We start from the raw sequence: 26908 nt of genomic DNA on the forward strand, positions 1-26908 counted from the left end.
ACTTTTGTCAGTGCAACTACTTCGCTTCGAGATGCATAACCCGCAACATCAGATCAACGTGGCGGAACATATTGCCAACCGAAGCCGCCGCCATGATTGCGATTTCTTCAGCCATCAATACATTCAAATTCTCGCTCCCCACCACAATCGTCACGCTATCCGCCGGCAACGGCGAAATATCCAACGTGAACTTCTGCAGTACCCGAGCCGCCGCCGCTTTATACGTGAGCAGTTTCCCCTCCACGGAATACACCGCCAACAACGTGCCACTGGCGAGGTAAAAACCAAACTCGCCGATCTCATACTCGGCCTCGCCATCAAACAGCGCGGCCATCCGGAGTTGCCGGTCGCCCAGATCCTCGTAGTCCACAATGGCGACCCGCTGGCGCTCGTCACGCAGGGCCACTTCGATGCCGTCGGGGTTGTAGCGGCCAGTACCGGCGCCAATGTGGGTGATCTCGCCTTTCAAGCCCTGGTTCTTTGCCTGCAGCACTTCATCCAATCCCTTGGAGGTGAAGCGCACCAGGCGTGTAATTTCATCTGTCATGGCTGCGCCCTGAGGTCGTAGTCGTTAATGGTGTAGTGCCGGGCAACCCCGGCACTGTTTAGCCGGGCCGCCAGCCCGAGTTCAGGCAGTACGCCGCACAACTGCAACTCGCCATCGCTGAGCGGTGTGTGCGCCACGCTGCTGCAAGCAAGTACCCCGTTCAGCTTCACTTCGGGCAACGCCCCGGGCTGGCCCTCATCGCCGATGCTCAACCCTGGATCAGCGGCTGCAGCAACACGTAAACCCTGGGAGGTCTCGTGCACGATGGTGATGGTGGCCAGGTCCCGCTCGCTCTTGGCCGCGTTGATGCGGCGGATCAAACGGTTGTGATCGCCACTGGACCAACTGCGACCGATGATTGCCTGCACATCAAAGGTGTAAGGCAGGCCGGTTGGCCGCTGTTGATACCAGGCACTGATATTGGGGGTGAATCCCAGGGATTCGACGGCGTAGCTCAGCGCCTTGGGCGTACCGGCCTGACGCTGGATTTGCCAGGACAAGGCCACGGTGAGGCGCTTCTCCGACTCGCTGGCAGCGGCGTCCCATTCACTGACGCCGCGATCAGCGGCCAGGTAGGGAAGGAATTCAGCCGGCGTCTGCAGCGGGTTCATCAGGGCGGGAAAAGGGGGCGTCACCCGATCGAGCAATTGCCCGAAACCCAGGTCCAGCGCCTTCTCCAACGGCGAACTGTTGGCGGGCAGCAAACTGCCTTTGGGCTCGTTCATAGCGTGCGCACCTCCACCTCGACACCCGTGCAATATGGGGCCTGGAATGCCGTGGTGACGATCGGCTCCAGCGGTTCAAGGATTTGCAGTTGTGCAGCTCCCGCCGAGTGGATGGCGTAGTCGATCCAGCTCGGGTCCACCCGCCCTTCCAGGCGATGACAGGACTCTGCATAGTCTTGCAGCAGTTTCTGGGCGGCGACTTGAGTGAGCCCGGAATCCGGGCCGGCGTTGATCTTGGCCACCACGCGGATTTTGTAGCGCAGGATCTGAGCCGCCTGCACCGTGACGAGATCCGTTTCCGGTCGCACGTCAGGCCGGGCGAAATGCCGACGTACACAGTCAAGCAGATCAGCAGAAGGTGTACCATCCCCGTCTCGGGACAGGACCGTGACCATCACTTCGCCGGGCGCGGTTCGACGGCCATTACCATCCTTGACCCGCGCCGCGTAACCGTCCGGGTCGAAGGTATAAGTGACCGTCACCACACCCGGCGTAGCACTTTGCACTTTCACCGATGGACGCTCACCGAGGGTGAAAACCTCCCGCCGATACTGCATCCGCGAACCCGCCGCCGGAGCGTGAGGCGCGAGGTAATAACGCAACCGGGCGTCATCGTCGCTCTCCAATATTGGCGGTACCGGCGGGAAAGCCGCCGGGTCACCAGGGTCGAGCACCTGGCGCTCCAGGCCCATGTCCGCCAGGCGCGCATCGAGGTTGCTGCCGGTGGCCCACCACGCCAGCATCTGCTTGATGCGGGCGTTGTATTTGCGCTCGTGGGTTTGCAGGCGAACGCAAAAAGCTTCCAGCGCCAACGTCAGCAACTCGCTCTCGTTCTCCAGGCTGACCTTCAGCTTGGCGGCATTTTCAGGCGCACGAGTAGCGACGTAATCAACGACAAACGCCTTGAACTCCGCCAACAGTGGCTCGAACTCATCGACGGCAATGATCGCTGGCTCAGCCAGCTGGTTCTGGCCGGGTATCAGCATGCTCATGTCACCACCTCGAAGGATTGCTTGCGGTTTTTCCAGGTGCCGGCGAAGCGCAGCAACAGGCCGGCGCCCTGGCGGTTGGCGACGATGACTTGCGGCTCGAAGTCGGCGATGCCGTTCTGCGGGTTGTAGAACGCCTGGGCGGCATGGCTCTGGGCGAGAATCAGCAGGTCATCGCCGAGGTTTTGCCCGAGCAGCTGCGGGATCATCGAGCCGTACAGCGGGCGCTTCTGGCGAGTGCCCAAGGGCGTGGTCAGCGCTCGGGTAGCGCGCTGCACAAATTGCAGCCAGTCATCGACCGCCGCCCCGGTGTTTCTATCGATTCCGATCATGGGATGTCCTTGTCAGGGGCTGATGACTCGACCCTGGTGGTCCACCACCGGGCCGCTGAAGTGCGCGCCGCCTGCATCCAGCAACAGGCTGGTGCCGCCGACTTGCAGCGTGATGCCCTGGGCGCTCATCGTGAGGCTGGCGGCGCCGACCTTGATGTCGACCTGTTCGCGGGAACCTGTGAACGTGGTGGGGCCATTGACCCAGTTGAAGGTATGGCTGGCGTCGTCGTAGTCGCTCTGGGTACCGTCCTGATGGCGGCGCCGGGTCAGTGTCGAAGCGCTGGAGACCGGTGGAAAGCGGTCGCTGTTCAAGCCGAACAAGGCCACCGATTGCGCCCCGCCCTCCCCGGCACCGTAGTTGAGCAGCAAACATTGCTCGCCTACTGACGGGATGCGGGTTTCCGTCTGCGCTCCGGCGCTGGGGTTGAAAAAGCGGATCGCCGGGGTGAGCAGTTCGCCGTGGCTGACCTTGCAGGTATTGCTGGCGGCGTCGACCTCCTGGCACACGCCGATTCGGCAGAAACTTTCGGCGCGTCGATACAGGTCTTCGAGCTGGCTTTCCATTTCCGCCAGGCGCTCCACGATCGGCCCCAGTTGCATGCGTAACAGCGCGTCGAACATGGGCTACTCCGCCAGCGGCTTGTATTGGTCGGGGTCGTCGATGTTCGAAACTTCCCAGGTGCAGGCAAAAAGCGGCTTGCCTGTGGGATCGTTGAGCAACGGCGGCCCGATATAGAGGGTTTGGGTGAAGGTGACGGTCCAGGTGTCGTAGTCCGTCTCCGCGCTGGTGCGTATTGAAGGCGCAGCGACAATGCTGGTCGGCAGGTCGCACTGCGCCTGCGGCAGGTTCCAGCGGTTATCCAGCACCAGGTCCATCAGTTGGCTGGCCAGGTCGCAGGCATCAAAGGGCAAGGCACCCGGGGCCACCATGGCCTTGAGTGAAATCCCCAGGGCATGGGCCTTGCGCCCCTCGCGGGAGCGAAGGCCCGGCCCATTGCCTTCGACCGTGATCAACACGCCGGTGTCGTTCGCGCCGCCCTGAAAGTCCTGATGAGTGCCGACCTTAAGTTCCGGAAACGCCCTGCGCAGTGCCTCGCTGATGGCCTGGGGCAGTTGGGAGGGTTTTTCGATAAGTGTCATTTAAGTAGCGTCCTTGCAACGGTTACTGCGGGTCCCGGCCAGGGCCTTCGTTGACGCCGATGCGCTTGGCCGCCCAGCGTTCATAAAGGCCGATGGCCACGTCGGCGCCGGCCATGGCGGTCAGGCACCCAATGGCGCCGGCCGTCCAGATCGACATGCCGGCGGCGTAGCACAGCATCAGGGCTGATACCCCGCACACCATGCAGGCCCCCGAACGCAGGGCCAGGCGCCGCATAAGCGACCAACCGCGGGCGCCTTCCTTGTCGGCGCGCCACATTTCTCCGGAAACCCCGCCAATCACCGCCAATACGATGACCAGCCAGATAGGCATTTCCGCCAACGCTTGCTGCTCGTTTGTCATGTCACGCCTCCTGGAATGAGTGATACCGGCAGGTCGCCGGTTGTAGGTGTTTGTTTCAATTTGAATGGGTTCTCTAGGTAGGCATTCCAAAAAGCCCGGTTGCCCGGGCTTTTCAGTAATGATGTCCTCGAACTTTCGGCGCTACTGGCGCGGTACGGTTCTTTCCTCGATGTTTTTCCGACCACGATCCCTGTCTGCCGGATAACTGCTTCTGGTGCTTTACGCTGCACACCCGGGCCAGTTGCCAACCCTCTGAACCGTTAAGGCCGGTTCATCGCTGCCTGTTCTTGAAGCGGTTTGAAACTAAAGAGCGTCGGCATCCTTGCCGGTATTGCCTGGCATCCTTGCCATCGCTTCGATGGCGTCCTTGCCGGTGTTGCGTAACGTCCTTGTCTTCCTTGGCAGCATCCTTGCCGCCTCCACCAGGCCTTCTTGGCTGGCTTGAGATGAAGAATATGCATGTATGCATATACAGTCAATGCACAAATGCATTTATTTTTGCGCAAGAAATGCACAGGTGCATTTATAGCCCCACAGGCAAAGGGTTTGGTGGTTTACGCAGACGAAAAAAAGCCCGCTCACTGGCGGGCTTTGTCTTACACAGAAGGGTTAGCGGGCGTACATGCCCCACCAGAAAACGTGACCAAGGATGCTGATCTGTTCATCCTGGATTTCCTGGAAGCTGTAGTCCTCGTCCGGATGTTCATCGCGGTTGAAGCTACGCAGGCGAATCCCGGAAGGCAGGCGATAGAGCTGTTTCACCCGTAGCTGGCCGTTGTGATTGATGGCGTAAAGATCGCCATCGACGATGTCACCAATCCCGCATTTGCCCGCATTGACACCTACGGTGGCGCCGTCGCGCAGCACCGGCAACATACTGTTGCCGCGCACCGTCACGCACTTGGCCTGGTCGAACTGCACACCGTTATGCCGCAGGCTGCGCTTGCCGAATCGCAGGCTGGCCTTCTCGCTTTCCTCGATGACGAATCTTCCTGATCCAGCAGCCAATTCAACCTCGCGCAGAAAGGGGATCGACACCTCGTCATCATTAACGGGTGTTTCGTCGTCCCACAGGCTTATGTCCTTGAGTTCCGAATGCATCGGGTCACGCTCGTCCGACCGCACCGGCACCAGCCCTGCGCGCCCGCGCAGCTGATCGGTGCTGACCTGGAAGTAATCGGCGATGCGCGAGATGTGCTTGTCCGACGGATCCACGATCTTGCCGCTGAGGATCCGGGACAGTGTGGATTGAGGCACGCCGGTACGCCGGTGAAGCTCCGTGGGGGAGATCCGGTCGCGGTCCAGCAGCTCTCTTAATACGATAGAAACGTTGCGTTTTTGCATAATGCGGATAGTGCAGGCAGTTTTGATGCTTGGCAAATGCTTATTTGCATATTTAATGCATGGAGCAGCGAATTTGACCTGACCGTTTGTGCACTGCGAAGCCCCGACCGCGCGTGTTAACCTTGCGCCCATTGCAAAAAATGCTGGGCCAAGCGCCCCCTTTGCCCCATCACTTTCAACGAATTTGCCAACTATCCAATGAGTAAAAACACTTCCGATCTGTCCTCCCACACCCCGATGATGCAGCAGTACTGGCGCCTGAAAAACCAGCACCCTGATCAGTTGATGTTCTACCGCATGGGCGACTTCTACGAGATCTTCTATGAAGACGCGAAGAAGGCGGCCAAGTTGCTGGACATCACCCTGACCGCGCGCGGGCAGTCGGCCGGGCAGTCAATTCCGATGTGCGGGATTCCATATCATTCGTTGGAAGGTTACCTGGTCAAGCTGGTGAAGCTGGGCGAGTCGGTGGTGATCTGTGAGCAGATCGGCGACCCGGCCACCAGCAAGGGCCCGGTGGAACGCCAGGTGGTGCGCATCATTACGCCGGGTACGGTGAGTGATGAGGCGCTGCTGGATGAGCGTCGCGACAACCTGATCGCGGCAGTACTGGGGGACGAACGCCTGTTCGGCCTGGCAGTCCTGGATATCACCAGTGGCAACTTCACGGTGCTGGAGATCAAGGGCTGGGAGAATCTGCTGGCGGAGCTTGAGCGCGTCAACCCGGTGGAGTTGATGATCCCGGACGACTGGCCAAAGGACCTGCCGGCGGAACGTCGCCGTGGGACCAAGCGTCGTGCGCCGTGGGATTTCGAGCGTGATTCGGCGCTGAAAAGCCTGTGCCAGCAATTCTCCGTGCAAGACCTCAAGGGCTTCGGTTGCGAAACCCTGACCCTGGCCATCGGCGCCGCCGGTTGCCTGCTCAGCTATGCCAAGGAAACCCAGCGCACTGCCCTGCCGCATTTGCGCAGCCTGCGTCATGAACGCCTGGACGACACCGTGGTGCTGGATGGCGCCAGCCGTCGCAACCTGGAACTGGACACCAACCTGGCCGGCGGGCGCGACAACACCCTGCAATCGGTGGTCGACCGTTGCCAGACCGCCATGGGCAGCCGCTTGCTCACCCGCTGGTTGAACCGCCCGCTGCGGGATTTGACCGTGCTGCAAGCCCGCCAGACCTCTATTACCTGCCTGCTCGACCGCTACCGCTTTGAAAAGCTGCAACCGCAGCTCAAGGAAATCGGCGATATCGAGCGGATTCTGGCGCGGATCGGCCTGCGTAATGCGCGGCCCCGCGACCTGGCACGCCTGCGCGATGCCCTCGGCGCCCTGCCGCAACTGCAAGCGGCGATGACCGAACTGGAAGCACCGCACCTGCAGCAGCTGGCAGTCACCACCGGCACCTACCCGGAGCTGGCGGCGCTGCTGGAAAAAGCCATCATCGACAACCCGCCCGCGATCATCCGTGACGGTGGCGTGTTGAAGACCGGTTACGACACCGAGCTGGATGAGCTGCAATCCCTGAGCGAGAACGCCGGGCAGTTCCTGATTGACCTGGAAGCCCGTGAAAAAGCCCGCACGGGCCTGGCCAACCTGAAAGTCGGCTACAACCGCGTGCACGGCTACTTTATCGAGTTGCCAAGCAAGCAGGCCGAGCAGGCGCCGATCGATTACCAGCGCCGCCAGACCCTCAAGGGTGCCGAGCGCTTTATCACTCCGGAGCTTAAAGAATTCGAAGACAAGGCGCTGTCGGCCAAAAGCCGCGCCCTGGCCCGGGAGAAAATGCTCTACGAAGCCTTGCTCGAAAGCCTGATCGACAAGCTTGCGCCGTTGCAGGACACCGCCGCCGCCCTGGCCGAGCTGGATGTACTGAGCAACCTGGCCGAGCGTGCCCTGAACCTTGACCTGAACTGCCCGCGCTTTGTCAGCGAGCCGTGCATGCGCATCGTGCAAGGTCGCCACCCGGTGGTTGAGCAGGTGTTGACCACGCCGTTCGTCGCCAACGACCTGTCGCTGGACGACGACACCCGCATGCTGGTGATCACCGGTCCGAACATGGGCGGTAAATCCACCTACATGCGTCAGACCGCGTTGATCGTGCTGCTGGCGCATATCGGCAGCTTCGTGCCGGCGGCAAGCTGCGAATTGTCACTGGTGGACCGCATCTTCACCCGGATCGGTTCCAGCGATGACCTGGCCGGTGGCCGTTCGACCTTTATGGTGGAAATGAGCGAAACCGCCAACATCCTGCACAACGCCACCGAACGCAGCCTGGTGCTGATGGACGAAGTGGGCCGCGGCACCAGCACCTTCGACGGGCTGTCCCTGGCGTGGGCGGCGGCCGAGCGTTTGGCGCACCTGCGGGCATATACGCTGTTCGCGACGCACTACTTCGAACTGACCGTGCTGCCGGAAAACGAGCCGTTGGTAGCCAACGTGCACCTCAATGCCACCGAGCACAACGAGCGCATCGTGTTCCTGCACCACGTGCTGCCCGGCCCGGCAAGCCAGAGTTACGGCCTGGCCGTGGCGCAACTGGCGGGGGTGCCGGCCGAGGTGATTACCCGTGCTCGCGAGCACCTGAGCCGCCTGGAAGAAACAGCGCTGCCCCATGAGATTCCCGTGGCCAGCCCGGCCAAGGCCAGCAACAAACCCAGCGCGCCGCACCAGAGCGACATGTTCGCCAGCCTGCCTCATCCGGTACTGGATGAGTTGGCTAAGCTTGACCTGGATGACGTGACGCCGCGAAAAGCGCTCGAAATGTTATATGCACTGAAGACTCGGATATAACGCAGACGCTTGCAAGCTGGTAGACTCTCGCGCGGTTTGGGATGCTGCGGGCTTTTAGCCTGGCCTGCAGACTATCGCTCCCGAACCTCGCGAGCCCTGCCACAAAGGGTTTCGCTGCCGCCGCCTGAGGAGAAAATTAGAAATGACCTTCGTCGTCACCGACAACTGCATCAAGTGCAAGTACACCGACTGCGTAGAAGTGTGTCCGGTGGACTGCTTCTACGAAGGCCCGAATTTCCTGGTCATCCACCCGGACGAGTGCATTGACTGCGCCCTGTGTGAACCAGAATGCCCGGCCGTCGCTATTTTCTCCGAGGACGAAGTCCCGGCAGAGATGCAGGAATTTATTCAGTTGAACGTTGAGCTGGCGGAAATCTGGCCGAATATCACTGAGCGCAAAGACCCGATGCCGGATGCGGCAGAGTGGGATGGCAAAAAAGGCAAGATTGCCGACCTCGAACGCTGATAGCGTCGATGCCCTCCAAAAGGCCCCTTGCGGGCCTTTTTGCATTTCTGCGGGGCGGGTTTCACTTTTCTACAGGCAAAAAAAAGGGGCGGTATGACCCGCCCACATTTTTTCCCTAGTCCCTGTGTTCCTTTTCATCGTCCTGATGAATCGCATCCTGCGAGGTTCCCTGAATCATCGTTCCTTGATGACTGTGTCAATCCGTGGACACAGGGCTGATCTTAGAGAGTTCACGGGGAAGTTCAACGGGATCCAACCCGCCGGGTTTTCGATTCACGCGCTCAAACGCGAATAAATAATCTTTATATTTCAATAAGATAGAAATATAGGCAATCAATTCAAGACGCCCCCGCCGATGAAAAAACCCAAACGCTTACGAAAAAGTAAGTGAATGCTTACACCAGCAATTACGTAAAAGAGTAAAAAACGCCTCGTTGGTGTTCACCAGGCAAGAAAAAGCCCCGACAAGGTCGAGGCTTTTTTCCCATCCGGTGGATCAGTCGTCGCTGACAGTAATCGTCGGCATTGCCTGGGCCTCTGCTTCCTGCAGGACGATTCGCGCGCCTACGTGGCGCGCCAGCTCCTGGTAGACCATGGCAATCTGGCCATCGGGCTCGGCAACCACCGTCGGCTTGCCGCCATCAGCCTGCTCTCGAATCCCCATGGACAGCGGCAATGACGCCAGCAGTTCAACGCCGTACTGGGTCGCGAGCTTCTCGCCGCCGCCTTCACCGAACAGATGCTCGGCGTGGCCGCAGTTGGAGCAGATGTGCACCGCCATGTTTTCCACGACGCCCAGCACCGGGATGTTGACCTTGCGGAACATCTCCACACCCTTGCGGGCATCCAGCAGCGCCAGGTCCTGCGGTGTGGTGACGATCACCGCGCCGGCCACCGGCACTTTCTGCGCCAGGGTCAGCTGGATATCGCCGGTGCCGGGCGGCATATCGATCACCAGGTAGTCCAGATTGCCCCAGTCGGTCTGGGTGACCAGTTGCAGCAACGCACCGGATACCATCGGGCCGCGCCAGACCATCGGTGTGTTGTCGTCGGTCAGGAACGCCATGGACATGACTTCCACGCCATGGGACTCGATCGGCACGAACCATTTCTGGTCCTTGATCTTCGGCCGGGTGCCTTCCGGGATGCCAAACATCACGCCCTGGCTCGGGCCATAGATGTCGGCGTCGAGAATCCCGACCCGCGCGCCTTCCCGGGCCAGGGCCAGGGCCAGGTTGGCGGCGGTGGTGGATTTGCCCACGCCGCCCTTGCCGGAAGCCACGGCCACCACGTTCTTGACGTTGGCCAGGCCCGGAATCTGCGCCTGGGCCTTGTGCGGGGCGATCACGCACTGGATGTCGACCCTGGCCGCGCTGACGCCGTCCAGGCCTTCGATGGCCATTTGCAGCATCTGCGCCCAGCCGCTCTTGAACAGGCCTGCGGCGTAGCCCAGCTCAAGCTGGACCGAAACCTTGTCACCCTGCACGTCGATGGCGCGTACGCACCCGGCGCTGACCGGGTCCTGGTTCAGGTAGGGGTCGGTGTACTGGCGAAGAACGGCTTCCACCGCTGCGCGATTGACGGCGCTCATGGGCTACTCCCGAAAAAAGACTGACTAAAACAGGCGGCTATCCTAACCGTTCCAGCGCCCCAGCGGCACGCTTTCGGCCTGTGGGAAAATCCGGAAACAGCCGCACGGGGTGAAATAAATTTCCCGGCGCTTTATAGTGGCCGACCTCCGTTTCATCAAGTAGCCGAGCCCCATGTCCGAGCCACGCAAGATCCTCGTCACCAGCGCCCTGCCCTATGCCAATGGTTCCATCCACCTTGGCCATATGCTTGAGTACATCCAGACCGATATGTGGGTGCGCTTCCAGAAGCATCGCGGCAATCAATGCATTTATGTCTGCGCGGACGACGCCCACGGTTCGGCCATCATGTTGCGCGCCGAGAAGGAAGGGATCACCCCGGAACAACTGATCGCCAATGTCCAGGCTGAACACAGCGCCGACTTTGCCGAGTTCCTGGTGGATTTCGATAACTTCCACTCGACCCACTCCGACGAAAACCGCGAGCTGTCGAGCCAGATCTACCTGCGCCTCAAGGACGCCGGGCACATTGCCACGCGTTCGATCACCCAGTATTTCGACCCGGAAAAGAAAATGTTCCTGGCCGACCGCTTCATCAAGGGCACCTGCCCGAAATGCGGCACTGAGGACCAGTACGGCGACAACTGCGAGAAATGCGGCGCCACTTACGCGCCCACCGACCTGAAGGATCCGAAGTCGGCCATCTCCGGCGCCACCCCGGTACTCAAGGATTCCCAGCACTTCTTCTTCAAGCTCCCGGATTTCCAGCAGATGCTGCAAACCTGGACCCGCAGCGGCACCCTGCAGGACGCCGTGGCGAACAAGATTGCCGAATGGCTGGACGCCGGCCTGCAACAGTGGGACATCTCCCGCGATGCGCCGTACTTCGGCTTTGAGATCCCGGGCGAGCCAGGCAAGTACTTCTACGTGTGGCTGGACGCGCCGATCGGCTACATGGCCAGCTTCAAGAACCTGTGCGACCGCACGCCGGAGCTGGACTTCGACGCGTTCTGGAACAAGGACTCCACGGCCGAGCTGTATCACTTCATCGGCAAGGACATCGTCAACTTCCACGCGCTGTTCTGGCCTGCAATGCTTGAAGGCTCGGGCTATCGCAAGCCAACCGGCATTGCCGTGCACGGTTACCTGACGGTCAACGGCCAGAAGATGTCCAAGTCCCGTGGCACCTTTATCAAGGCGCGCACCTACCTGGACCACCTGTCGCCGGAATACCTGCGCTACTACTACGCCTCCAAGCTGGGCCGTGGTGTCGACGACCTGGACCTGAACCTGGAAGACTTCGTACAGAAGGTCAACTCGGACCTGGTGGGCAAGGTCGTCAACATCGCCAGCCGTTGCGCCGGGTTTATCCACAAGGGCAACGCCGGGGTGCTGGTGGCTGAAAATGCCGCACCTGAGTTGACCGATGCATTCCTGGCCGCCGCGCCGAGCATCGCCGATGCCTATGAAGCTCGCGACTTTGCCCGGGCCATGCGCGAAATCATGGGCCTGGCCGACCGCGCCAACGCCTGGATCGCCGACAAGGCGCCGTGGTCGCTGAACAAGCAGGAAGGCAAGCAGGCTGAAGTCCAGGCGATCTGCGCCACGGGCGTCAACCTGTTTCGTCAGTTGGTGATCTTCCTCAAGCCGGTATTGCCATTGCTGGCAGCCGACGCCGAGGCGTTCCTCAATGTGCCGCCGCTGACCTGGAATGACCACGCGACACTGCTCGGCAACCATCAGTTGAATGAGTTCAAGCCGCTGATGACCCGTATCGACCCGGTAAAAGTGCAGGCCATGACCGACGCATCGAAAGAAGACCTCGAGGCCAGCAAGACCGATACCGGCGACGCTGCACCTGCGGGCAATGGCGAACTGGCGAAAGATCCGTTGTCGCCGGAAATCGACTTCGACGCCTTCGCTGCGGTGGACTTGCGGGTGGCCCTGATCCTCAAGGCCGAAGCCGTGGAAGGCGCCGACAAGCTGCTGCGCCTGACCCTGGACATCGGTGATGAACAACGCAACGTGTTCTCGGGGATCAAGAGCGCCTATCCGGACCCATCCAAGCTCGATGGTCGCCTGACCATGATGATCGCCAACCTCAAGCCGCGGAAAATGAAGTTCGGTATCTCCGAAGGCATGGTGATGGCGGCCGGCCCTGGCGGTGAAGAGATCTACCTGTTGAGCCCGGACAGCGGCGCCAAGCCGGGTCAGCGCATCAAGTAACAATGGCTAACTGCCTCATGGTCTCGGCCATGGGGCGGTTTCAGCTAGTACCCCCTCCTCGCTTGCCGGATAATCGGATTCTGTTTGCTGTCGGCCCGTTGTTGGCTGTGGCTTTTCCGGGTTCCAACGCAATGATCAAACCATGAGCCTGATTCAACGTATCGACGCCCTGCTGCCGCAAACCCAGTGTGGCAAATGTGGGCATCCTGGCTGCAAGCCCTACGCAGAAGGCATTGCCCAAGGCGAGGCGATCAACAAGTGCCCTCCGGGCGGCCAGGAAACCATTACAGGCCTGGCGCAGCTGTTGAAGCTCCCGGTGCTGGAGTTGGACACATCTCGAGGGGAAGCGCCCGCACAGATCGCGTTTATCCGTGAAGCGGAGTGCATCGGCTGTACCAAATGCATCCAGGCCTGCCCGGTGGACGCTATCGTCGGTGCTGCCAAATTGATGCACACGGTGATTGTCGACGAGTGCACGGGTTGCGACCTGTGTGTAGCACCCTGCCCGGTTGATTGCATCGAAATGCGTCCGTTGAGCACCGTGGTACCGATTGTCGGCGGGCTGGCCTCCAATGATCATGAACGCGAGGCACGCAGCCTCAAGCGCGACCGGGCCCGGCGACGGTTTGAACAGCGCAACGCGCGGCTGCAACGCGAAGAGGAACAGAAACTTGCCGAACGCCAGGCACGCTCCAAGCGCGCCGCCCCGGTAGCTGCGGCCACGGTCAACCCGGTCCAGGCGGCCATTGAGCGGGTTCGTGCACAAAAAGCCGCGGCCATGGACGCCGCCTTGAAGAAGGCCAAGATCAACCTGGCCATGAGCCGCGCCCAATTGCACAAATCCCTGAAAGCTTTCGGCCACCCGCCGACCTTTGAACAGCAGTCGCAGTTGATCATTCTGCAACAGCACTTCGAAACGGCAGAGCAGGCGCTTGCGGCACTGGTGGTAGCTGATGCCCGCACCTGACCCCCTTGAGCACCGGCCCCACGTGATGAAGCGTGTACTGCCGGTGCACGCCGCGTTTATCCTGCTTGGGTTATTGGGCCCGTTTTTCGTAACCACACTGACTGTCCGCAAGGAACCGCTCGCCCCATGAACGCCGCAAAACGCCTGGAAATTTTCCGCCGGCTTCACGAAGACAACCCGGAACCGAAAACCGAACTGGCCTACTCCTCGCCGTTCGAGTTGCTGATCGCCGTGATTCTCTCGGCCCAGTCCACAGACGTCGGCGTCAACAAGGCCACCGCCAAGTTGTATCCGGTGGCGAACACCCCGGAGGCGATCTACGCGCTGGGGGTTGAGGGCTTGTCCGAATACATCAAGACCATCGGCCTGTACAACAGCAAGGCGAAGAATGTCATCGAGACATGCCGGCTGCTGGTGGAACTGCACGGCAGCGAAGTACCGCAAACGCGCGAAGCCCTGGAAGCCCTTCCGGGTGTTGGCCGAAAAACCGCCAATGTGGTGCTCAATACGGCATTTCGCCAATTGACCATGGCGGTGGACACGCACATCTTTCGGGTCAGCAACCGAACCGGTATTGCCCGCGGAAAAAATGTGGTGGAGGTGGAAAAACAGCTGATGAAGTTCGTGCCCAAGCCGTATCTGCTGGACTCGCATCACTGGTTGATCCTTCACGGACGCTATGTCTGCCAGGCCCGCAAGCCGCGCTGTGGCAGCTGCCGCATCGAAGACCTGTGCGAATACAAGGAAAAGACTTCCGACGATTGAGCCATCATTGCTTTTATCGATGGGTCGATTGAAAAAATCTTTTTTACCAGACCCGAGATTATCGTTATAAGGAGCGCCAACGGCAGTCTTAGCCTGGAGTTAACCTTATGAGCACTGGCAAAGAACAACTGGATGTAGAAGACGACGTTGTTGGCGCTGAATCCGACGATGATGCAGCAGAAGCACCGGTAGAGGTGGCCAAGACCAATTTGAGCAAACGCCGCACCATCGACAACCTTCTGGAAGAGCGGCGCTTGCAAAAACAGTTGGCCGATTACGACTTCGATCTCTAATCGATCCAACGATAAACAGAAGGCTCCCTTGCGGAGGCTTTTTTCTGACTGGATGTAAATGTGAGGCCGGCCTACACCAGACCGTTTCGCTGGGCCAGCTCGATCAAGTCCACCAGCGAGCGTGCGTTGAGCTTGAGCAGCAAGCGGGTCTTGTAGGTGCTCACAGTCTTGTTGCTCAGGAACATGCCATCGGCGATCTCCTTATTGGTCTTGCCGCGGGCCAACTGCTGCAACACCATCATCTCCCGTCCGGACAGGCGCTCGACCATGTCCGCTTCGCTGGCGTTACCCATTGTGGAGCGCACCGAGTTCAACGCCTGGTTGGGGAAGTAGCTGTACCCGCACAGCACCGCCTTGACCGCGCTCAACAGCTCGGTGAGATCCTGTTGCTTGCACACGTAGCCGGCAGCACCCGCCTGCATGCACCGCATCGAGAAATGCCCGGGCGCCTGGGACGTCAGCACCAGCACCTTGAAGGGATGTGCCTGTTTGGTTGATGACAGCCGGCATATAACTTCCAGGCCATCGAGTTTGGGAATTCCAATATCCAGTATGACAATGTCCGGCATATGCTCGCGCGCAAGTTGCAAGGCATCGACACCGTTATCGGTCTCGGCAACGACCTCATAACTATGACGTTCCATTAGCATACGTACAGCAAGACGAATGACGGGATGATCATCCACGATCAGCACTTTATTCATGGGCAAGTCCAATTTCGCTGTTCGAATTATTAAGAGTAAGCACAATAGCCTAGTCGTTTCTCGCTTGGCATAGCGCTCCCCCCCAAGCAACAGCAAGCAGAGACCTAACCCACAAAGACATAGGATTTAACCTACAAAAAAACGCCAGATCGGAGCTATTCAGTTTTGTTGGGGCTTTCAGAACTTTCCGAGCACAAACATATTTTGAGTGAAAATTCCCAGGATTACGCGGGTCCGGGTAAACGCGCCGTACACAAGTTTCAGGAAATGCCCCTTGTGCGCTGTCAGAAGACCTGTGAACCCGGAGGGAAACCGGGTTTTTAAAAGTTCCATTCGACATAATTACTAACGCTCCATAAATCCTACAGGCATGTCAGCATCTGACATATTCGCGGTACATTTCTGAGTGAATTTTCTGTAGTACATAGTTCCTGCCTACAAGAAAAAATCTCACTTTCAACAATGCATCACTTATCGAGCGAAATTAATAAACATTGCCCCCGTAAAAATATAAACACTCCAGATCATCTCCTGGAGTACCTGAACTTTTTCGAAGCGAACAATAAACACAGGCGCGCGCCCGATGATTCCGGATGTATTTTCAACCAAAAAAAATGGCCCCTTGAGGGGCCATTTTTCATTGCAACTTACAACACTCAGAACAACTTGCGACCTTTGTTGGCCGCAATGCGCATGCGCAACGCGTTCAGCTTGATGAAGCCTGCCGCGTCTGCCTGGTTGTAGGCGCCGCCATCTTCTTCAAAAGTGGCGATGTTGGCGTCGAACAACGACTCATCGGACTTGCGACCGGTCACGATCACATTGCCCTTGTACAGCTTCAGGCGCACAACGCCGTTCACGTGGACCTGGGAAGCGTCGATCATCTGTTGCAGCATCAGACGCTCCGGGCTCCACCAGTAGCCGGTGTAGATCAGGCTGGCGTACTTGGGCATCAACTCGTCTTTGAGGTGAGCCACTTCACGGTCCAGGGTGATGGACTCAATGGCGCGGTGAGCGCGCAGCATGATGGTGCCGCCCGGGGTTTCGTAGCAACCACGGGACTTCATGCCCACGTAACGGTTCTCGACGATGTCGAGGCGGCCGATACCGTGTTCGCCACCGATACGGTTCAAGGTCGCCAGTACGGTGGCCGGGGTCATTTCGACGCCGTCCAGCGCGACGATGTCGCCGTTGCGGTAGGTCAGTTCCAGGTACTGGGCCTTGTCAGGAGCGTTCTCCGGGGAGACGGTCCATTTCCACATGTCTTCTTCGTGCTCGGTCCAGGTGTCTTCCAGCACGCCGCCTTCATAGGAGATGTGCAGCAAGTTGGCGTCCATCGAGTACGGGGACTTCTTCTTGCCGTGACGCTCGATCGGGATCGCGTGCTTTTCAGCGTAGTCCATCAGCTTTTCACGGGACAACAGGTCCCATTCACGCCACGGAGCAATCACTTTTACGCCTGGCTTCAAGGCGTAGGCGCCCAGTTCGAAACGCACCTGGTCGTTGCCCTTGCCGGTGGCGCCATGGGAAATGGCGTCGGCGCCGGTTTCGTTGGCGATTTCGATCAGGCGCTTGGCGATCAGCGGACGTGCGATGGAAGTACCCAGCAGGTACTCGCCTTCGTAGACAGTGTTGGCGCGAAACATCGGGAAAACGAAATCGCGGACGAACTCTTCGCGCAGGTCGTCAATGTAGATCTCTTTCACGCCCATGGCTTGCGCCTTGGCACGTGCAGGTTCGACCTCTTCGCCCTGACCCAGGTCAGCGGTGAAGGTCACCACTTCACAGTTATAAGTATCCTGCAGCCACTTGAGGATCACCGAAGTGTCCAGGCCGCCGGAATACGCGAGAACGACCTTGTTTACGTCGGCCATGCCATCACTCCACGGGGTTGTACGGAAAGGCGTCGATTCTACCGACCAAAACCGTGAAATTACAGAGGCGCGACAGCAAATGAAGATAAAGCGACAGATTATGTCGAGCGGGCGACGAAACGCCGCACCTTATGAGGTGGCGGCGGCGTTGCCTGGCGCCTTGGCCTGGGGCGCCGGTTTCTCGGGGGCTGCCACCCGTTCGAGCTGAATATTCACCCGGCGGTTTTTCGCCCGGTTGGCCGCGTTGGTGTTCGGCGCCAGCGGATAGCTTTCGCCATGAAAGCGCAGGGTAATCTGAGATTCCTGGATGCCATTGGCCTTGAAGTAGTCCATTACCGCCAATGCACGACGCCGCGAAACGTCGCGATTGGTCAGGCGATTGCCGCTGTTGTCGGAGTGGCCATTCAACTCGACGTGGTTAACCGTCGGGTCGGCTTTCATGAATTCGAGAATCACCGAGAGCTTTTTCCTGGCCGCCGCGTCCAGTTCGATGCCGCCACCCGGGAAGCCCACCTCGGTCTGTTTGACCTGCTCGAAATTCATCGGCAGCAGCTTGGTGGTGCAGAGTTGATAGTCGTTGTAGGCCTTGCTGAATTTCGCCGGCAGCAGGCGGATCTCGGAGTAACCGCCGTCGCGGCTATAGTGGCGCACCGTCGGGCTGCGCCCTTCGAGCAGGCCGGTAAACAAACGCCCGGCCTGGGCCTGGGAGCTGTTGAACAGCACATCGCCACTGCCGACACGCACCGCCCCCAGGTTGATATCGCCACGCCCTGGCTGCCACGGCGCAGCCGCCGCCAACAGGGTTGCGGAACCGGCACCCAACGAGCCGTTAAAGGCTTTCAGGCGAAACGTCGCCTGCTCGCCGGCCCGGCGCACGAACTCGCCCGAGCCGAAATCGGTGATCGGCTGGGTCAAGCGGCACTCGAATTTATCGCCCTCCACTTTCCACTCAATATTCTCCAGACGAGTCTGGAACGTGAGGGCCATCGCGGGCAGGCTGGCGAACACACTGAGCAGGGCTAAATAATGCTGGCGCACGGGAGGCTCCACTGGTTTCTACAACACATCAAGGCGTCATACATCGTTAAGGCATACCCAGGGATATCGGTCGCATCCTGCAAAACTTGATAGCGAGTGCCTGCAAGAGTCTTTTCCGGTAGCATTCCCACCAGATTGACCCGCCTGGAATCCCCAATGTCCGACCGCCTGACCCTGCTGCGTCCCGACGACTGGCATATTCATCTTCGCGATGGTGCTGCGTTGCCCCAAACCGTGGCCGATGTAGCGCGCACGTTTGGCCGCGCCATCATCATGCCTAACCTGGTACCTCCGGTGCGTAACGCCGCGGAAGCCGACGCCTATCGCCAGCGCATTCTCGCTGCACGACCGGCCGGCAGCCGCTTCGAACCGTTGATGGTGCTGTACCTGACCGACCGCACCCAGCCCGAAGAAATCCGCCAGGCCAAGGCCAGTGGTTTCGTGCACGCCGCCAAGCTGTACCCGGCCGGCGCGACCACCAACTCCGATTCCGGCGTCACCAGTATCGACAAGATCCTGCCGGCCATCGAAGCCATGGCCGAAGTGGGCATGCCGTTGCTGATCCACGGTGAAGTCACCCGTGGCGATGTCGATGTGTTCGATCGTGAAAAGATCTTCATCGACGAGCACATGCGCCGAGTTGTCGAACTGTTCCCGACCCTCAAGGTGGTGTTCGAGCACATCACCACCGCCGATGCCGTGCAGTTCGTCACCGAGGCTTCGGCCAACGTCGGCGCGACCATCACCGCGCATCACCTGCTGTACAACCGCAACCACATGCTGGTGGGCGGGATTCGGCCGCACTTCTATTGCCTGCCGATTCTCAAGCGCAACACGCACCAGGTAGCGCTGCTCGATGCCGCCACCAGTGGCAGCGAGAAATTTTTCCTCGGTACCGACTCTGCACCTCACGCCCAACACGCCAAGGAAGCCGCGTGTGGTTGTGCCGGTTGCTATACCGCCTATGCGGCAATCGAGTTGTATGCCGAAGCGTTCGAACAACGCAACGCGCTGGACAAGCTTGAAGGGTTCGCCAGCCTCAACGGCCCACGTTTCTATGGCCTGCCGGCGAATACCGACCGCATTACCCTGGTCCGTGAAGACTGGACCGCCCCCACCAGCCTGCCGTTTGGCGAGCTGACCGTTATCCCGCTGCGCGCCGGTGAAACACTGCGCTGGCGCCTGCTGGAGGAACACCCGTGAGTGAAGACCATTACGACGACGACCAGGAACACGGTGGCGGTGGTGGCGGTTCCCGTCACCCGATGGCCGAGCGTTTCCGTGGCTACCTGCCCGTTGTCATCGACGTAGAAACCGGCGGCTTCAATTGCGCCACTGACGCGTTGCTGGAAATCGCCGCCACGACCATCGGCATGGATGAACAGGGTTTCGTGTTCCCGGAACACACCCACTTCTTCCGCGTCGAGCCGTTCGAAGGCGCCAACATCGAAGCGGCGGCCCTGGAATTCACCGGGATCAAGCTTGATCACCCACTGCGCATGGCCGTCAGTGAAGAAGCGGCGCTGACCGACATCTTCCGTGGCGTACGCAAGGCCCTGAAGGCCAATGGCTGCAAACGCGCGATCCTGGTGGGCCACAACAGCAGCTTCGACCTGGGCTTCCTCAATGCCGCCGTGGCGCGCCTGGACATGAAGCGCAACCCGTTTCACCCGTTCTCCAGCTTCGACACTGCGACCCTGGCCGGTTTGGCCTATGGCCAGACCGTGCTGGCGAAGGCCTGCCAGGCTGCCGGTATCGACTTCGACGGTCGTGAGGCCCACTCGGCCCGCTACGACACCGAGAAGACCGCCGAGCTGTTCTGCGGCATCGTCAACCGTTGGAAACAGATGGGCGGCTGGGAAGACTTCGGCGACTGAAGCCAAATCCCGCGCATAAAAAAACCGGCCCTCTCAGGCCGGTTTTTTTTGCTTCGAACGTGGCTTACAGCTTGCCAGCGTTCTCGGTCAGGTAAGCCGCAACGCCTTCTGGCGAAGCGTTCATGCCTTTGTCGCCTTTTTTCCAGTTGGCAGGGCAAACTTCACCGTGCTCTTCGTGGAATTGCAGAGCGTCGACCAGGCGGATCAGCTCTTCCATGTTACGGCCCAGCGGCAGGTCGTTGATGATCTGCGAGCGCACAACGCCCTTGTCGTCGATCAGGAACGCGCCACGGAAAGCCACGCCGCCTTCGGACTCAACGTCGTAGGCCTTGGCGATGTCGTGCTTCATGTCGGCAGCCATGGTGTATTTGACTTTGCCGATGCCGCCATCATTGATGGCGGTGTTGCGCCAGGCGTTGTGGGTGAAATGGGAGTCGATGGAAACGGCTACCACTTCAACGTTACGCGCCTTGAAATCGTCCATGCGGTGATCCAGAGCGATCAGCTCCGATGGGCAGACGAAGGTGAAGTCCAGCGGGTAGAAGAACACCAGGCCGTATTTGCCTTTGATGGCTTCAGACAGTTTGAAGCTGTCTACGATTTCGCCATTGCCGAGGACGGCGGGTACGTCGAAATCCGGGGCTTGTTTGCCGACGAGTACGCTCATTGGGTATCTCCTGATGGTGGTGACTGAAGTAAAAGGATCCGTCCCAGTGTGCCGCAGCTAAACGACAGGCCTGTGACGTGATCACGCTTCGTGAAGACCGACCATCATACCGGAAAAAAGCCGTTCGTCAGTGAAGCCGCGTGCAAACACCAAGGCTTGAGAAACTACTTTGACAATCATTCTCGTTAACATTAAGATCCGTCGCACTTAAGCCTTAAACCGCGATGGTTCTCCCTTATGTATGTCTGCCTTTGCACTGGCGTCACCGACGGACAAATCCGCGAAGCAATCTACGAAGGTTGCTGCAGCTACAAGGAAGTACGTGAAACCACCGGCGTTGCCAGCCAATGCGGCAAATGCGCCTGCCTCGCCAAGCAAGTGGTACGGGAAACCCTGACGCAGCTGCAAACTGCCCAGGCTGCGATCCCCTACTCAGCAGAATTTACACACGCTTAATCAGCGTGTTTTAAAGAACCGGACTTAGTGTCCGGTTTTTTTATGCCCGAAATTCAAACAGTTAGCGCCAAGACGCGGAACACAAACATTCTTATTCCGATTAATTTTCATTTATTATTCAATAACTTAGGTTTGACAGTAGTAAATGCGCAGCTCAAACTCCGCCTTATATACAGCTAATACAGGGCAGGACCCCAATCATGAAAGGCGACATCACAGTCATCCAGCAACTCAACAAAATCCTTGCCAATGAACTGGTCGCGATCAATCAGTACTTCCTGCATGCGCGCATGTATGACGATTGGGGCCTGGAAAAGCTGGGCAAGCGTGAATACAAAGAATCCATCAAGGCCATGAAGGACGCTGACGCGCTGATCAAGCGCATCCTGTTCCTGGAAGGCCTGCCGAACGTGCAGGACCTGGGCAAGCTGAACATCGGCGAGCACACCCAGGAGATGATCAACTGCGACCTGAACTTCGAGCGCAAGAGCCACACCGACCTGAAGGCCGCCATTGCTCATTGCGAATCCAAGGGCGACTTCGGCAGCCGTGAACTGCTGGAAGATATCCTTGAAGACCAGGAAGAACACATCGACTGGCTGGAAACCCAAATCGGCCTGATCGACAAAGTGACTATCGAGAATTACCTGCAATCGCAGATGGGTGAATAACCCTTCAATTCCCGGCCACTAAAAAGCCCCGCTCTCTTTCGAGAAGCGGGGCTTTTTATTGCCGCGGCCTAAAACAAATCAGGCTTCGGTCTTCGCAGCTGCTTTGGCCGCTGCGTCTTTGATCAGTGCCTGCAACGAACCATCAGCCGCCATTTCGGTGATGATGTCGCTACCGCCGACCAGCTCACCGGCAACCCACAGCTGCGGGAAGGTTGGCCAGTTGGCGTACTTCGGCAGGTTGGCGCGGATTTCCGGGTTCTGCAGGATATCCACGTAGGCGAACTTCTCGCCACATTGCATGATTGCCTGGGAAGCCTTTGCGGAGAAGCCACACTGGGGAGCGTTAGGGGCGCCCTTCATGTAAAGCAGAATAGTGTTGTTGGCAATCTGCTCTTTGATCGTTTCGATGATATCCATGGAACACCTCGGCTGGAACTTTCCGACTCATGGGTCGGCACGGTGGCGCATTGTAACGCAAACCCCAGCGTGACGCTCGGACTCCCCGACAGACAATCCTTACGCCGCCGCCACCTGCACCGGCACGCCGTTCAGCGCTGCGTTGCCCGACAGCTCATCCAGTTGCCGCTCATCCGTCAGGTCATTCGCGCTCGCCCCCGGCTGCCCGCTGGCGATGGTCATCTGCACGCCAGGGCGGCCGTGGCCCCAACCGTGAGGCAGGCTGACCACGCCGGGCATCATGTCGAGACTGGCCAACACTTCCACCTCGATCATGCCGATCCGCGAGCTGACCCGTACCCGCTGCCCGTCAGTCAACTGGCGATGGGCAAGGTCATCCGGATGCATCAGCAGTTGATGGCGAGGCTTGCCCTTCACCAGCCGGTGGTAGTTATGCATCCAGGAGTTGTTGCTGCGCACATGCCGGCGGCCGATCAGCAGCAACTCATTCACCTCGGGCACCGGCTGCGCGGCAAAGCGCGCCAGGTCGGCAAGGATCACCGACGGTGCAGCCTGCAGATGGCCATTAGCGGTTTTCAGGCGGCCTGCGAGGTTGGGTTTCAGCGGCCCGAGGTCCAGGCCATGAGGGTGATCGGCCAGCGCGGCAATGGACAACCTGTCGCCATAAGGCCCGGCTCGCAGCCCGAAGTCGATCATCTGCGCAGGCGGCATCGTCGGTTTGAGTGTATTACCCGTCTTCTCGGCAAACGCCCGGGCCAGGCCGACGAAGATTTCCCAGTCATGCAACGCACCCTCGGGTTTCGGCAGGATGGCGCGGTTGAAACGGGTGACGTTACGCACCGCGAACATATTGAAGGTGGTGTCGTAGTGATCGTTTTCCAGGGCCGAGGTGGACGGCAGGATCAGGTCGGCATAACGCGTGGTCTCGTTGATATACAGGTCGATGCTGACCATGAACTCCAGGCCATCCAGCGCCTGCTCCAGTTGCCGGCCGTTGGGCGTGGACAACACCGGATTGCCCGCCACCGTCACCAGGGCGCGGATTTGCCCTTCACCCTCAGTGAGCATTTCTTCAGCCAGTGCCGATACCGGCAGCTCGCCCCCGTACTCGGGTCGCCCGGAAACCCGGCTTTGCCAGCGATTGAAATGCCCGCCGGAAGTCGAGGCCACCAGGTCGACGGCCGGTGTAGTGCACAAGGCCCCGCCGACTCGATCCAGATTACCGGTCACCAGGTTGATCAACTGCACCAGCCAATGGCACAGCGTGCCAAACGCCTGGGTCGATACGCCCATGCGGCCATAACACACTGCTGTGTCGGCCGCAGCGAAGTCCCGGGCCAACTGGCGGATCTGCTCGGCGGGCACCGCACATTGACGGCTCATGGCCTCGGCGGTGAATCCGGCCACGGCGTGGCGCACGTCATCCAGGCCGTCCACCGGCAGGTGACTGTCACGGGTCAGGTTCTCGGCAAACAGTGTATTGAGCAATCCGAACAACAACGCCGCATCACCGCCCGGGCGCACGAACAGATGCTGGTCGGCCATCGCCGCCGTCTCGCTGCGGCGCGGATCAACCACCACGACTTTGCCGCCGCGAGCCTGGATGGCCTTCAGGCGTTTCTCCACATCCGGCACGGTCATGATGCTGCCGTTGGACGCCAACGGGTTGCCGCCGAGGATCAGCATGAAATCGGTATGGTCGATGTCCGGGATCGGCAGCAACAGGCCGTGGCCGTACATCAGGTGGCTGGTGAGGTGGTGGGGTAACTGGTCCACCGAGGTGGCGGAAAAACGATTGCGGGTCTTCAGCTGGCCAAGGAAGTAGTTGCTGTGGGTCATCAGGCCATAGTTGTGCACGCTCGGATTGCCCTGGTACACCGCCACAGCATTCTGCCCGTGACGCGTCTGAATCGCGGCCAGGCGCTCGGCTACAAGTACAAAGGCGTCTTCCCACGGGATCGGCTGCCATTCGCTGCCCACTCGCAACATGGGCTGGTGCAGGCGGTCCGGGTCATTCTGGATGTCTTGCAGGGCCACGGCCTTGGGGCAGATATGGCCACGGCTGAACGTATCCAGGGGGTCGCCCTTGATCGAGGTGATCGCCAGGCTTGCGTCTTCGCCCTGGGTGGTCTCCAGTGTGAGGCCGCAGATGGCTTCGCACAGATGGCAGGCACGGTGGTGGAGAGTCTTGGTCATGGCCAGTCTCTTTTATTGTGGGCTAGGCGCTTCGGACGAAAACTATGGCCCGCCCGGGGCAGCAGCGCCAGCAACGTTCGTCGTGTGAATCCAGGGGCATCAGGGCAGGCCATGAGGAAACATCAGGAAATGTTTCAGAAGCCTTCGGCAGCCCGCTGAAACCGACGCAGCCCGGCCTCAGCCCGCCCTCACGCATTGCAATGTGGCGCAGCGCCAGTGTACAAATGACCCGCTGCTGTCAGGAAACAGGCTTCAAAAGCGCCCTCCCCGCGTCCTTGAACTCCCCTAAAAACTGTAGCCCTATTGGTAAGACGCGACATTTAATTATAAGATCGCGCCTTCCCCTATTTCGTCGCCCCGTGCGGCTTTCGCCGCAGGTCTCGCCCGTTTTCAAAATAAACCAGGCTTTGAGTATCTGCGGTCTGTTGCAAAAAGGTAGTTAATGATGAGCGCAAGGCACTTTCTCTCCCTGATGGATTGCACGCCCGAAGAGCTGGTCAGCGTGCTCCGTCGAGGCATTGAGCTTAAAGACCTGCGTAACCGCGGCGTACTGTTCGAGCCTTTGAAAAACCGCGTGCTCGGGATGATTTTCGAGAAGTCGTCCACCCGCACCCGCGTGTCTTTCGAAGCCGGCATGATTCAGCTCGGCGGCCAGGCTATCTTCCTGTCACCTCGCGATACCCAACTGGGCCGTGGCGAGCCGATCAGCGATTGCGCGATCGTGATGTCGAGCATGCTGGATGCGGTGATGATCCGTACCTTCGCCCACAGCACCCTGACCGAATTTGCCGCCAACTCCCGAGTGCCCGTGATCAACGGCCTGTCCGATGACCTGCACCCCTGCCAGTTGCTGGCCGACATGCAAACCTTCCTCGAACAGCGCGGCTCGATCCAGGGCAAGACCGTGGCCTGGATCGGCGACGGCAACAACATGTGCAACAGCTATATAGAAGCGGCGATCCAGTTCGACTTCAAATTGCGCGTTGCCTGCCCTGAAGGCTACGAGCCGGATGCACGTTTCCTGGCCGAGGCCGGCGACCGCGTGACCATCGTCCGCGACCCGCGTGAGGCGGTCATCGGCGCACACCTGGTGAGCACCGACGTGTGGACCTCCATGGGCCAGGAAGAGGAAACCGCCAAGCGCCTCAAGCTCTTCGCCCCGTTCCAGGTCACCCGCGCCCTGCTCGACCTGGCCGCGCCGGACGTGCTGTTCATGCACTGCCTGCCCGCCCACCGTGGCGAAGAAATCAGTCTCGACCTGCTGGACGATCAACGTTCAGTAGCCTGGGCCCAGGCGGAAAACCGCCTGCACGCACAAAAAGCCCTGCTCGAGTTTCTGGTTGCGCCGGCGTACCGTCCTGCATGAGCCAGCCATTACTGCTGAACCTGCGCAATCTGGCATGCGGCTATCAAGACCAACGGGTGGTGCAGAACCTCAATCTGCACCTCAACGCCGGCGACATCGGTTGCCTGCTGGGCTCCTCGGGCTGCGGCAAGACCACCACCCTGCGAGCGATTGCCGGGTTTGAGCCGGTGCATGAAGGCGAGATCAGCCTGGCAGGCGAAATCATTTCCAGCGCCGGTTTCACACTGGCTCCGGAGAAACGTCGGATCGGCATGGTGTTCCAGGACTACGCGCTGTTTCCACACCTCAGCGTGGCCGACAACATCGCCTTCGGCATTCGCAAGCACCCGCAAAAAGAGCGTGTGGTCGCTGAATTGCTGGAACTGGTGAACCTGAAAAACCTCGGCAAGCGCTTCCCCCACGAACTCTCGGGCGGCCAGCAGCAACGCGTCGCCCTGGCTCGCGCCCTGGCGCCGGAACCGCAATTGTTGCTGCTGGACGAACCCTTCTCCAACCTCGACGGCGAACTGCGGCGCAAACTCAGCCACGAAGTACGCGATATCCTCAAGGCGCGGGGCACCAGTGCGATTCTGGTGACCCACGACCAGGAAGAAGCCTTCGCAGTGAGTGACCATGTCGGCGTGTTCAAGGAGGGTCGCCTGGAGCAGTGGGATACGCCCTACAACCTCTATCACGAACCGCTGACACCCTTTGTCGCCAGCTTCATTGGCCAGGGTTACTTCATTCGCGGGCAGTTGAACACGCCGGAATCGGTTACCACCGAACTGGGGGAGTTGCGCGGCAATCGTGCCTACACCTGGCCAACCGGCGGCGCGGTGGATGTGTTGCTGCGCCCGGACGACATCGTTTATGCACCGGACAGCGCCTTGAAGGCGCGGATTGTCGGCAAGACGTTCCTCGGCGCGTCGACCCTGTATCGCTTGCAGCTGCCGACAGGCGCTCAGCTGGAGTCGATCTTCCCCAGCCACGCCGATCACTTGGTCGGTGCCGACGTGGGCATTCGCGTGGCAGCCGAGCACCTGGTGTTGTTCCAGGCCTCAGGCAGCACCGCAGCACAAATCCCTCAGGTTGAGTCAGGCGTTCGACGCTACAGCACCGCCTCCTGACG

At 59.7% G+C, this 26908-nt stretch carries 26 protein-coding genes and 1 pseudogene; 12 read left to right on the forward strand and 15 right to left on the reverse strand.

All coding sequences use genetic code 11. The features are described from left to right. Window positions 1–16: 16 nt before the first annotated feature. The 8 genes from HX873_RS12660 to HX873_RS12695 all read right to left on the reverse strand — a co-directional run bounded on the left by HX873_RS12660 (window position 17) and on the right by HX873_RS12695 (window position 5438). Entirely contained in the window at window positions 17–547 is a 531-nt protein-coding gene (locus HX873_RS12660) for a hypothetical protein (protein ID WP_177122748.1), read from the reverse strand. Then, on the reverse strand, window positions 544–1272 hold the full coding sequence (locus tag HX873_RS12665; RefSeq protein WP_177122749.1) for a phage tail protein I: 729 nt from the start codon (window positions 1270–1272) through the stop codon (window positions 544–546). Before HX873_RS12665 ends, HX873_RS12660 begins: the two co-directional genes overlap by 4 nt. Then, the gene (locus HX873_RS12670; RefSeq protein ID WP_177122750.1) at window positions 1269–2264 is read right to left on the reverse strand and encodes a baseplate J/gp47 family protein; all 996 of its coding nucleotides are present in this window, start codon (window positions 2262–2264) and stop codon (window positions 1269–1271) included. The genes HX873_RS12665 and HX873_RS12670 overlap by 4 nt, the downstream gene beginning before the upstream one ends. Then, on the reverse strand, window positions 2261–2593 hold the full coding sequence (locus tag HX873_RS12675) for a phage baseplate protein (RefSeq protein ID WP_003208675.1): 333 nt from the start codon (window positions 2591–2593) through the stop codon (window positions 2261–2263). The genes HX873_RS12670 and HX873_RS12675 overlap by 4 nt, the downstream gene beginning before the upstream one ends. 12 nt (window positions 2594–2605) lie before the next feature. Next, the gene (locus HX873_RS12680; protein WP_177041848.1) at window positions 2606–3214 is read right to left on the reverse strand and encodes a phage baseplate assembly protein V; all 609 of its coding nucleotides are present in this window, start codon (window positions 3212–3214) and stop codon (window positions 2606–2608) included. Window positions 3215–3217: 3 nt separating this feature from the next. Further along, the gene (locus tag HX873_RS12685) at window positions 3218–3733 is read right to left on the reverse strand and encodes a hypothetical protein (protein WP_177122751.1); all 516 of its coding nucleotides are present in this window, start codon (window positions 3731–3733) and stop codon (window positions 3218–3220) included. Between the two features lie 22 nt (window positions 3734–3755). Further along, window positions 3756–4094, reverse strand: coding sequence for a phage holin family protein (locus HX873_RS12690; protein WP_003208680.1), 339 nt, complete (start codon window positions 4092–4094; stop codon window positions 3756–3758). 609 nt (window positions 4095–4703) lie between these two features. Next, window positions 4704–5438: an XRE family transcriptional regulator gene (locus HX873_RS12695; RefSeq protein ID WP_032899152.1), complete on the reverse strand. Its 735-nt coding sequence runs from the start codon at window positions 5436–5438 to the stop codon at window positions 4704–4706. Window positions 5439–5636: 198 nt separating this feature from the next. Here HX873_RS12695 and mutS point away from each other — a divergent pair, with 198 nt between their 5' ends. Beyond that, window positions 5637–8228, forward strand: a complete 2592-nt coding sequence (mutS, locus tag HX873_RS12700; protein WP_008433521.1) for a DNA mismatch repair protein MutS — start codon at window positions 5637–5639, stop codon at window positions 8226–8228. Window positions 8229–8370: 142 nt separating this feature from the next. Beyond that, window positions 8371–8694, forward strand: coding sequence for a ferredoxin FdxA (fdxA, locus tag HX873_RS12705; RefSeq protein ID WP_003208688.1), 324 nt, complete (start codon window positions 8371–8373; stop codon window positions 8692–8694). A 496-nt stretch (window positions 8695–9190) separates the two neighbouring features. Here the strand turns inward: fdxA and apbC are convergent, their stop codons facing one another. Further along, window positions 9191–10285, reverse strand: coding sequence for an iron-sulfur cluster carrier protein ApbC (apbC, locus tag HX873_RS12710; protein WP_102369833.1), 1095 nt, complete (start codon window positions 10283–10285; stop codon window positions 9191–9193). Between the two features lie 172 nt (window positions 10286–10457). On the opposite strand from apbC, the gene metG reads away from it, so the two are divergent. The 4 genes and pseudogenes from metG to HX873_RS12730 all read left to right on the forward strand — a co-directional run bounded on the left by metG (window position 10458) and on the right by HX873_RS12730 (window position 14534). After that, window positions 10458–12509 carry a methionine--tRNA ligase gene (gene metG, locus HX873_RS12715; protein WP_003208690.1) on the forward strand — a complete coding sequence of 684 codons (2052 nt, stop codon included), beginning with the start codon at window positions 10458–10460 and terminating at the stop codon, window positions 12507–12509. Window positions 12510–12630: 121 nt separating this feature from the next. Then, a pseudogene (gene rsxB, locus HX873_RS12720) lies at window positions 12631–13452 on the forward strand (electron transport complex subunit RsxB); the annotation flags it as partial. A gap of 150 nt (window positions 13453–13602) precedes the next feature. Then, entirely contained in the window at window positions 13603–14241 is a 639-nt protein-coding gene (gene nth, locus HX873_RS12725; RefSeq protein ID WP_010170146.1) for an endonuclease III, read from the forward strand. A 107-nt stretch (window positions 14242–14348) separates the two neighbouring features. After that, window positions 14349–14534 carry a PA3496 family putative envelope integrity protein gene (locus HX873_RS12730; RefSeq protein ID WP_003208696.1) on the forward strand — a complete coding sequence of 62 codons (186 nt, stop codon included), beginning with the start codon at window positions 14349–14351 and terminating at the stop codon, window positions 14532–14534. A 71-nt stretch (window positions 14535–14605) separates the two neighbouring features. Here the strand turns inward: HX873_RS12730 and HX873_RS12735 are convergent, their stop codons facing one another. The 3 genes from HX873_RS12735 to HX873_RS12745 form a co-directional block, all read right to left on the reverse strand. Beyond that, complete coding sequence (locus HX873_RS12735) at window positions 14606–15238, reverse strand: response regulator transcription factor (protein WP_003208698.1); 633 nt, start codon at window positions 15236–15238, stop codon at window positions 14606–14608. A 656-nt stretch (window positions 15239–15894) separates the two neighbouring features. Beyond that, window positions 15895–17112: an argininosuccinate synthase gene (locus HX873_RS12740; RefSeq protein WP_003208700.1), complete on the reverse strand. Its 1218-nt coding sequence runs from the start codon at window positions 17110–17112 to the stop codon at window positions 15895–15897. A 129-nt stretch (window positions 17113–17241) separates the two neighbouring features. Then, a complete protein-coding gene (locus HX873_RS12745; RefSeq protein ID WP_087695280.1) occupies window positions 17242–18150 on the reverse strand; it encodes an OmpA family protein in 909 nt (302 codons plus the stop codon). Window positions 18151–18306: 156 nt separating this feature from the next. Here HX873_RS12745 and pyrC point away from each other — a divergent pair, with 156 nt between their 5' ends. Then, the gene (pyrC, locus tag HX873_RS12750; protein WP_003208703.1) at window positions 18307–19353 is read left to right on the forward strand and encodes a dihydroorotase; all 1047 of its coding nucleotides are present in this window, start codon (window positions 18307–18309) and stop codon (window positions 19351–19353) included. Next, the gene (gene rnt / locus HX873_RS12755; protein WP_003208704.1) at window positions 19350–20027 is read left to right on the forward strand and encodes a ribonuclease T; all 678 of its coding nucleotides are present in this window, start codon (window positions 19350–19352) and stop codon (window positions 20025–20027) included. The genes pyrC and rnt overlap by 4 nt, the downstream gene beginning before the upstream one ends. A gap of 64 nt (window positions 20028–20091) precedes the next feature. Here rnt and HX873_RS12760 read toward each other — a convergent pair whose 3' ends face one another. Further along, window positions 20092–20694: a peroxiredoxin gene (locus HX873_RS12760; protein ID WP_003172097.1), complete on the reverse strand. Its 603-nt coding sequence runs from the start codon at window positions 20692–20694 to the stop codon at window positions 20092–20094. Window positions 20695–20931: 237 nt separating this feature from the next. Between HX873_RS12760 and HX873_RS12765 the strand changes: the two genes are divergently transcribed. Continuing rightward, on the forward strand, window positions 20932–21150 hold the full coding sequence (locus HX873_RS12765) for a bacterioferritin-associated ferredoxin (protein ID WP_003208706.1): 219 nt from the start codon (window positions 20932–20934) through the stop codon (window positions 21148–21150). A gap of 200 nt (window positions 21151–21350) precedes the next feature. Next, on the forward strand, window positions 21351–21821 hold the full coding sequence (bfr, locus tag HX873_RS12770) for a bacterioferritin (RefSeq protein ID WP_008433502.1): 471 nt from the start codon (window positions 21351–21353) through the stop codon (window positions 21819–21821). A gap of 78 nt (window positions 21822–21899) precedes the next feature. Here bfr and grxD read toward each other — a convergent pair whose 3' ends face one another. After that, window positions 21900–22238, reverse strand: coding sequence for a Grx4 family monothiol glutaredoxin (grxD, locus tag HX873_RS12775; protein ID WP_003208710.1), 339 nt, complete (start codon window positions 22236–22238; stop codon window positions 21900–21902). Window positions 22239–22337: 99 nt separating this feature from the next. Then, window positions 22338–24434 (reverse strand): molybdopterin oxidoreductase family protein, encoded by a 2097-nt coding sequence (locus tag HX873_RS12780; RefSeq protein WP_177036168.1) that lies wholly within the window; start codon window positions 24432–24434, stop codon window positions 22338–22340. 445 nt (window positions 24435–24879) lie between these two features. Between HX873_RS12780 and argF the strand changes: the two genes are divergently transcribed. Together argF and HX873_RS12790 are read left to right on the forward strand one after the other, a co-directional pair. Continuing rightward, window positions 24880–25800: an ornithine carbamoyltransferase gene (gene argF, locus HX873_RS12785; RefSeq protein ID WP_134327267.1), complete on the forward strand. Its 921-nt coding sequence runs from the start codon at window positions 24880–24882 to the stop codon at window positions 25798–25800. Further along, on the forward strand, window positions 25797–26906 hold the full coding sequence (locus HX873_RS12790) for an ABC transporter ATP-binding protein (RefSeq protein ID WP_177122752.1): 1110 nt from the start codon (window positions 25797–25799) through the stop codon (window positions 26904–26906). The genes argF and HX873_RS12790 overlap by 4 nt, the downstream gene beginning before the upstream one ends. Window positions 26907–26908: the final 2 nt, after the last annotated feature.

The sequence above is a fragment of the Pseudomonas sp. P7758 genome, assembly GCF_013386485.1.
GTDB lineage: Bacteria > Pseudomonadota > Gammaproteobacteria > Pseudomonadales > Pseudomonadaceae > Aquipseudomonas.

Coding starts and splice junctions, on each gene's coding strand:
- nth (WP_010170146.1), top strand. CDS start 13,603: ATGAACGCCGCAAAACGCCTGGAAATTTTCCGCCGGCTTCACGAAGAC.
- metG (WP_003208690.1), top strand. CDS start 10,458: ATGTCCGAGCCACGCAAGATCCTCGTCACCAGCGCCCTGCCCTATGCC.
- argF (WP_134327267.1), top strand. CDS start 24,880: ATGAGCGCAAGGCACTTTCTCTCCCTGATGGATTGCACGCCCGAAGAG.
- mutS (WP_008433521.1), top strand. CDS start 5,637: ATGAGTAAAAACACTTCCGATCTGTCCTCCCACACCCCGATGATGCAG.
- HX873_RS12690 (WP_003208680.1), bottom strand. CDS start 4,094: ATGACAAACGAGCAGCAAGCGTTGGCGGAAATGCCTATCTGGCTGGTC.
- HX873_RS12675 (WP_003208675.1), bottom strand. CDS start 2,593: ATGATCGGAATCGATAGAAACACCGGGGCGGCGGTCGATGACTGGCTG.
- HX873_RS12780 (WP_177036168.1), bottom strand. CDS start 24,434: ATGACCAAGACTCTCCACCACCGTGCCTGCCATCTGTGCGAAGCCATC.
- bfr (WP_008433502.1), top strand. CDS start 21,351: ATGAAAGGCGACATCACAGTCATCCAGCAACTCAACAAAATCCTTGCC.
- apbC (WP_102369833.1), bottom strand. CDS start 10,285: ATGAGCGCCGTCAATCGCGCAGCGGTGGAAGCCGTTCTTCGCCAGTAC.
- HX873_RS12735 (WP_003208698.1), bottom strand. CDS start 15,238: ATGAATAAAGTGCTGATCGTGGATGATCATCCCGTCATTCGTCTTGCT.
- HX873_RS12760 (WP_003172097.1), bottom strand. CDS start 20,694: ATGAGCGTACTCGTCGGCAAACAAGCCCCGGATTTCGACGTACCCGCC.
- HX873_RS12730 (WP_003208696.1), top strand. CDS start 14,349: ATGAGCACTGGCAAAGAACAACTGGATGTAGAAGACGACGTTGTTGGC.
- pyrC (WP_003208703.1), top strand. CDS start 18,307: ATGTCCGACCGCCTGACCCTGCTGCGTCCCGACGACTGGCATATTCAT.
- HX873_RS12670 (WP_177122750.1), bottom strand. CDS start 2,264: ATGAGCATGCTGATACCCGGCCAGAACCAGCTGGCTGAGCCAGCGATC.
- HX873_RS12665 (WP_177122749.1), bottom strand. CDS start 1,272: ATGAACGAGCCCAAAGGCAGTTTGCTGCCCGCCAACAGTTCGCCGTTG.
- grxD (WP_003208710.1), bottom strand. CDS start 22,238: ATGGATATCATCGAAACGATCAAAGAGCAGATTGCCAACAACACTATT.
- HX873_RS12740 (WP_003208700.1), bottom strand. CDS start 17,112: ATGGCCGACGTAAACAAGGTCGTTCTCGCGTATTCCGGCGGCCTGGAC.
- HX873_RS12790 (WP_177122752.1), top strand. CDS start 25,797: ATGAGCCAGCCATTACTGCTGAACCTGCGCAATCTGGCATGCGGCTAT.
- HX873_RS12680 (WP_177041848.1), bottom strand. CDS start 3,214: ATGTTCGACGCGCTGTTACGCATGCAACTGGGGCCGATCGTGGAGCGC.
- fdxA (WP_003208688.1), top strand. CDS start 8,371: ATGACCTTCGTCGTCACCGACAACTGCATCAAGTGCAAGTACACCGAC.
- HX873_RS12695 (WP_032899152.1), bottom strand. CDS start 5,438: ATGCAAAAACGCAACGTTTCTATCGTATTAAGAGAGCTGCTGGACCGC.
- HX873_RS12685 (WP_177122751.1), bottom strand. CDS start 3,733: ATGACACTTATCGAAAAACCCTCCCAACTGCCCCAGGCCATCAGCGAG.
- HX873_RS12660 (WP_177122748.1), bottom strand. CDS start 547: ATGACAGATGAAATTACACGCCTGGTGCGCTTCACCTCCAAGGGATTG.
- HX873_RS12765 (WP_003208706.1), top strand. CDS start 20,932: ATGTATGTCTGCCTTTGCACTGGCGTCACCGACGGACAAATCCGCGAA.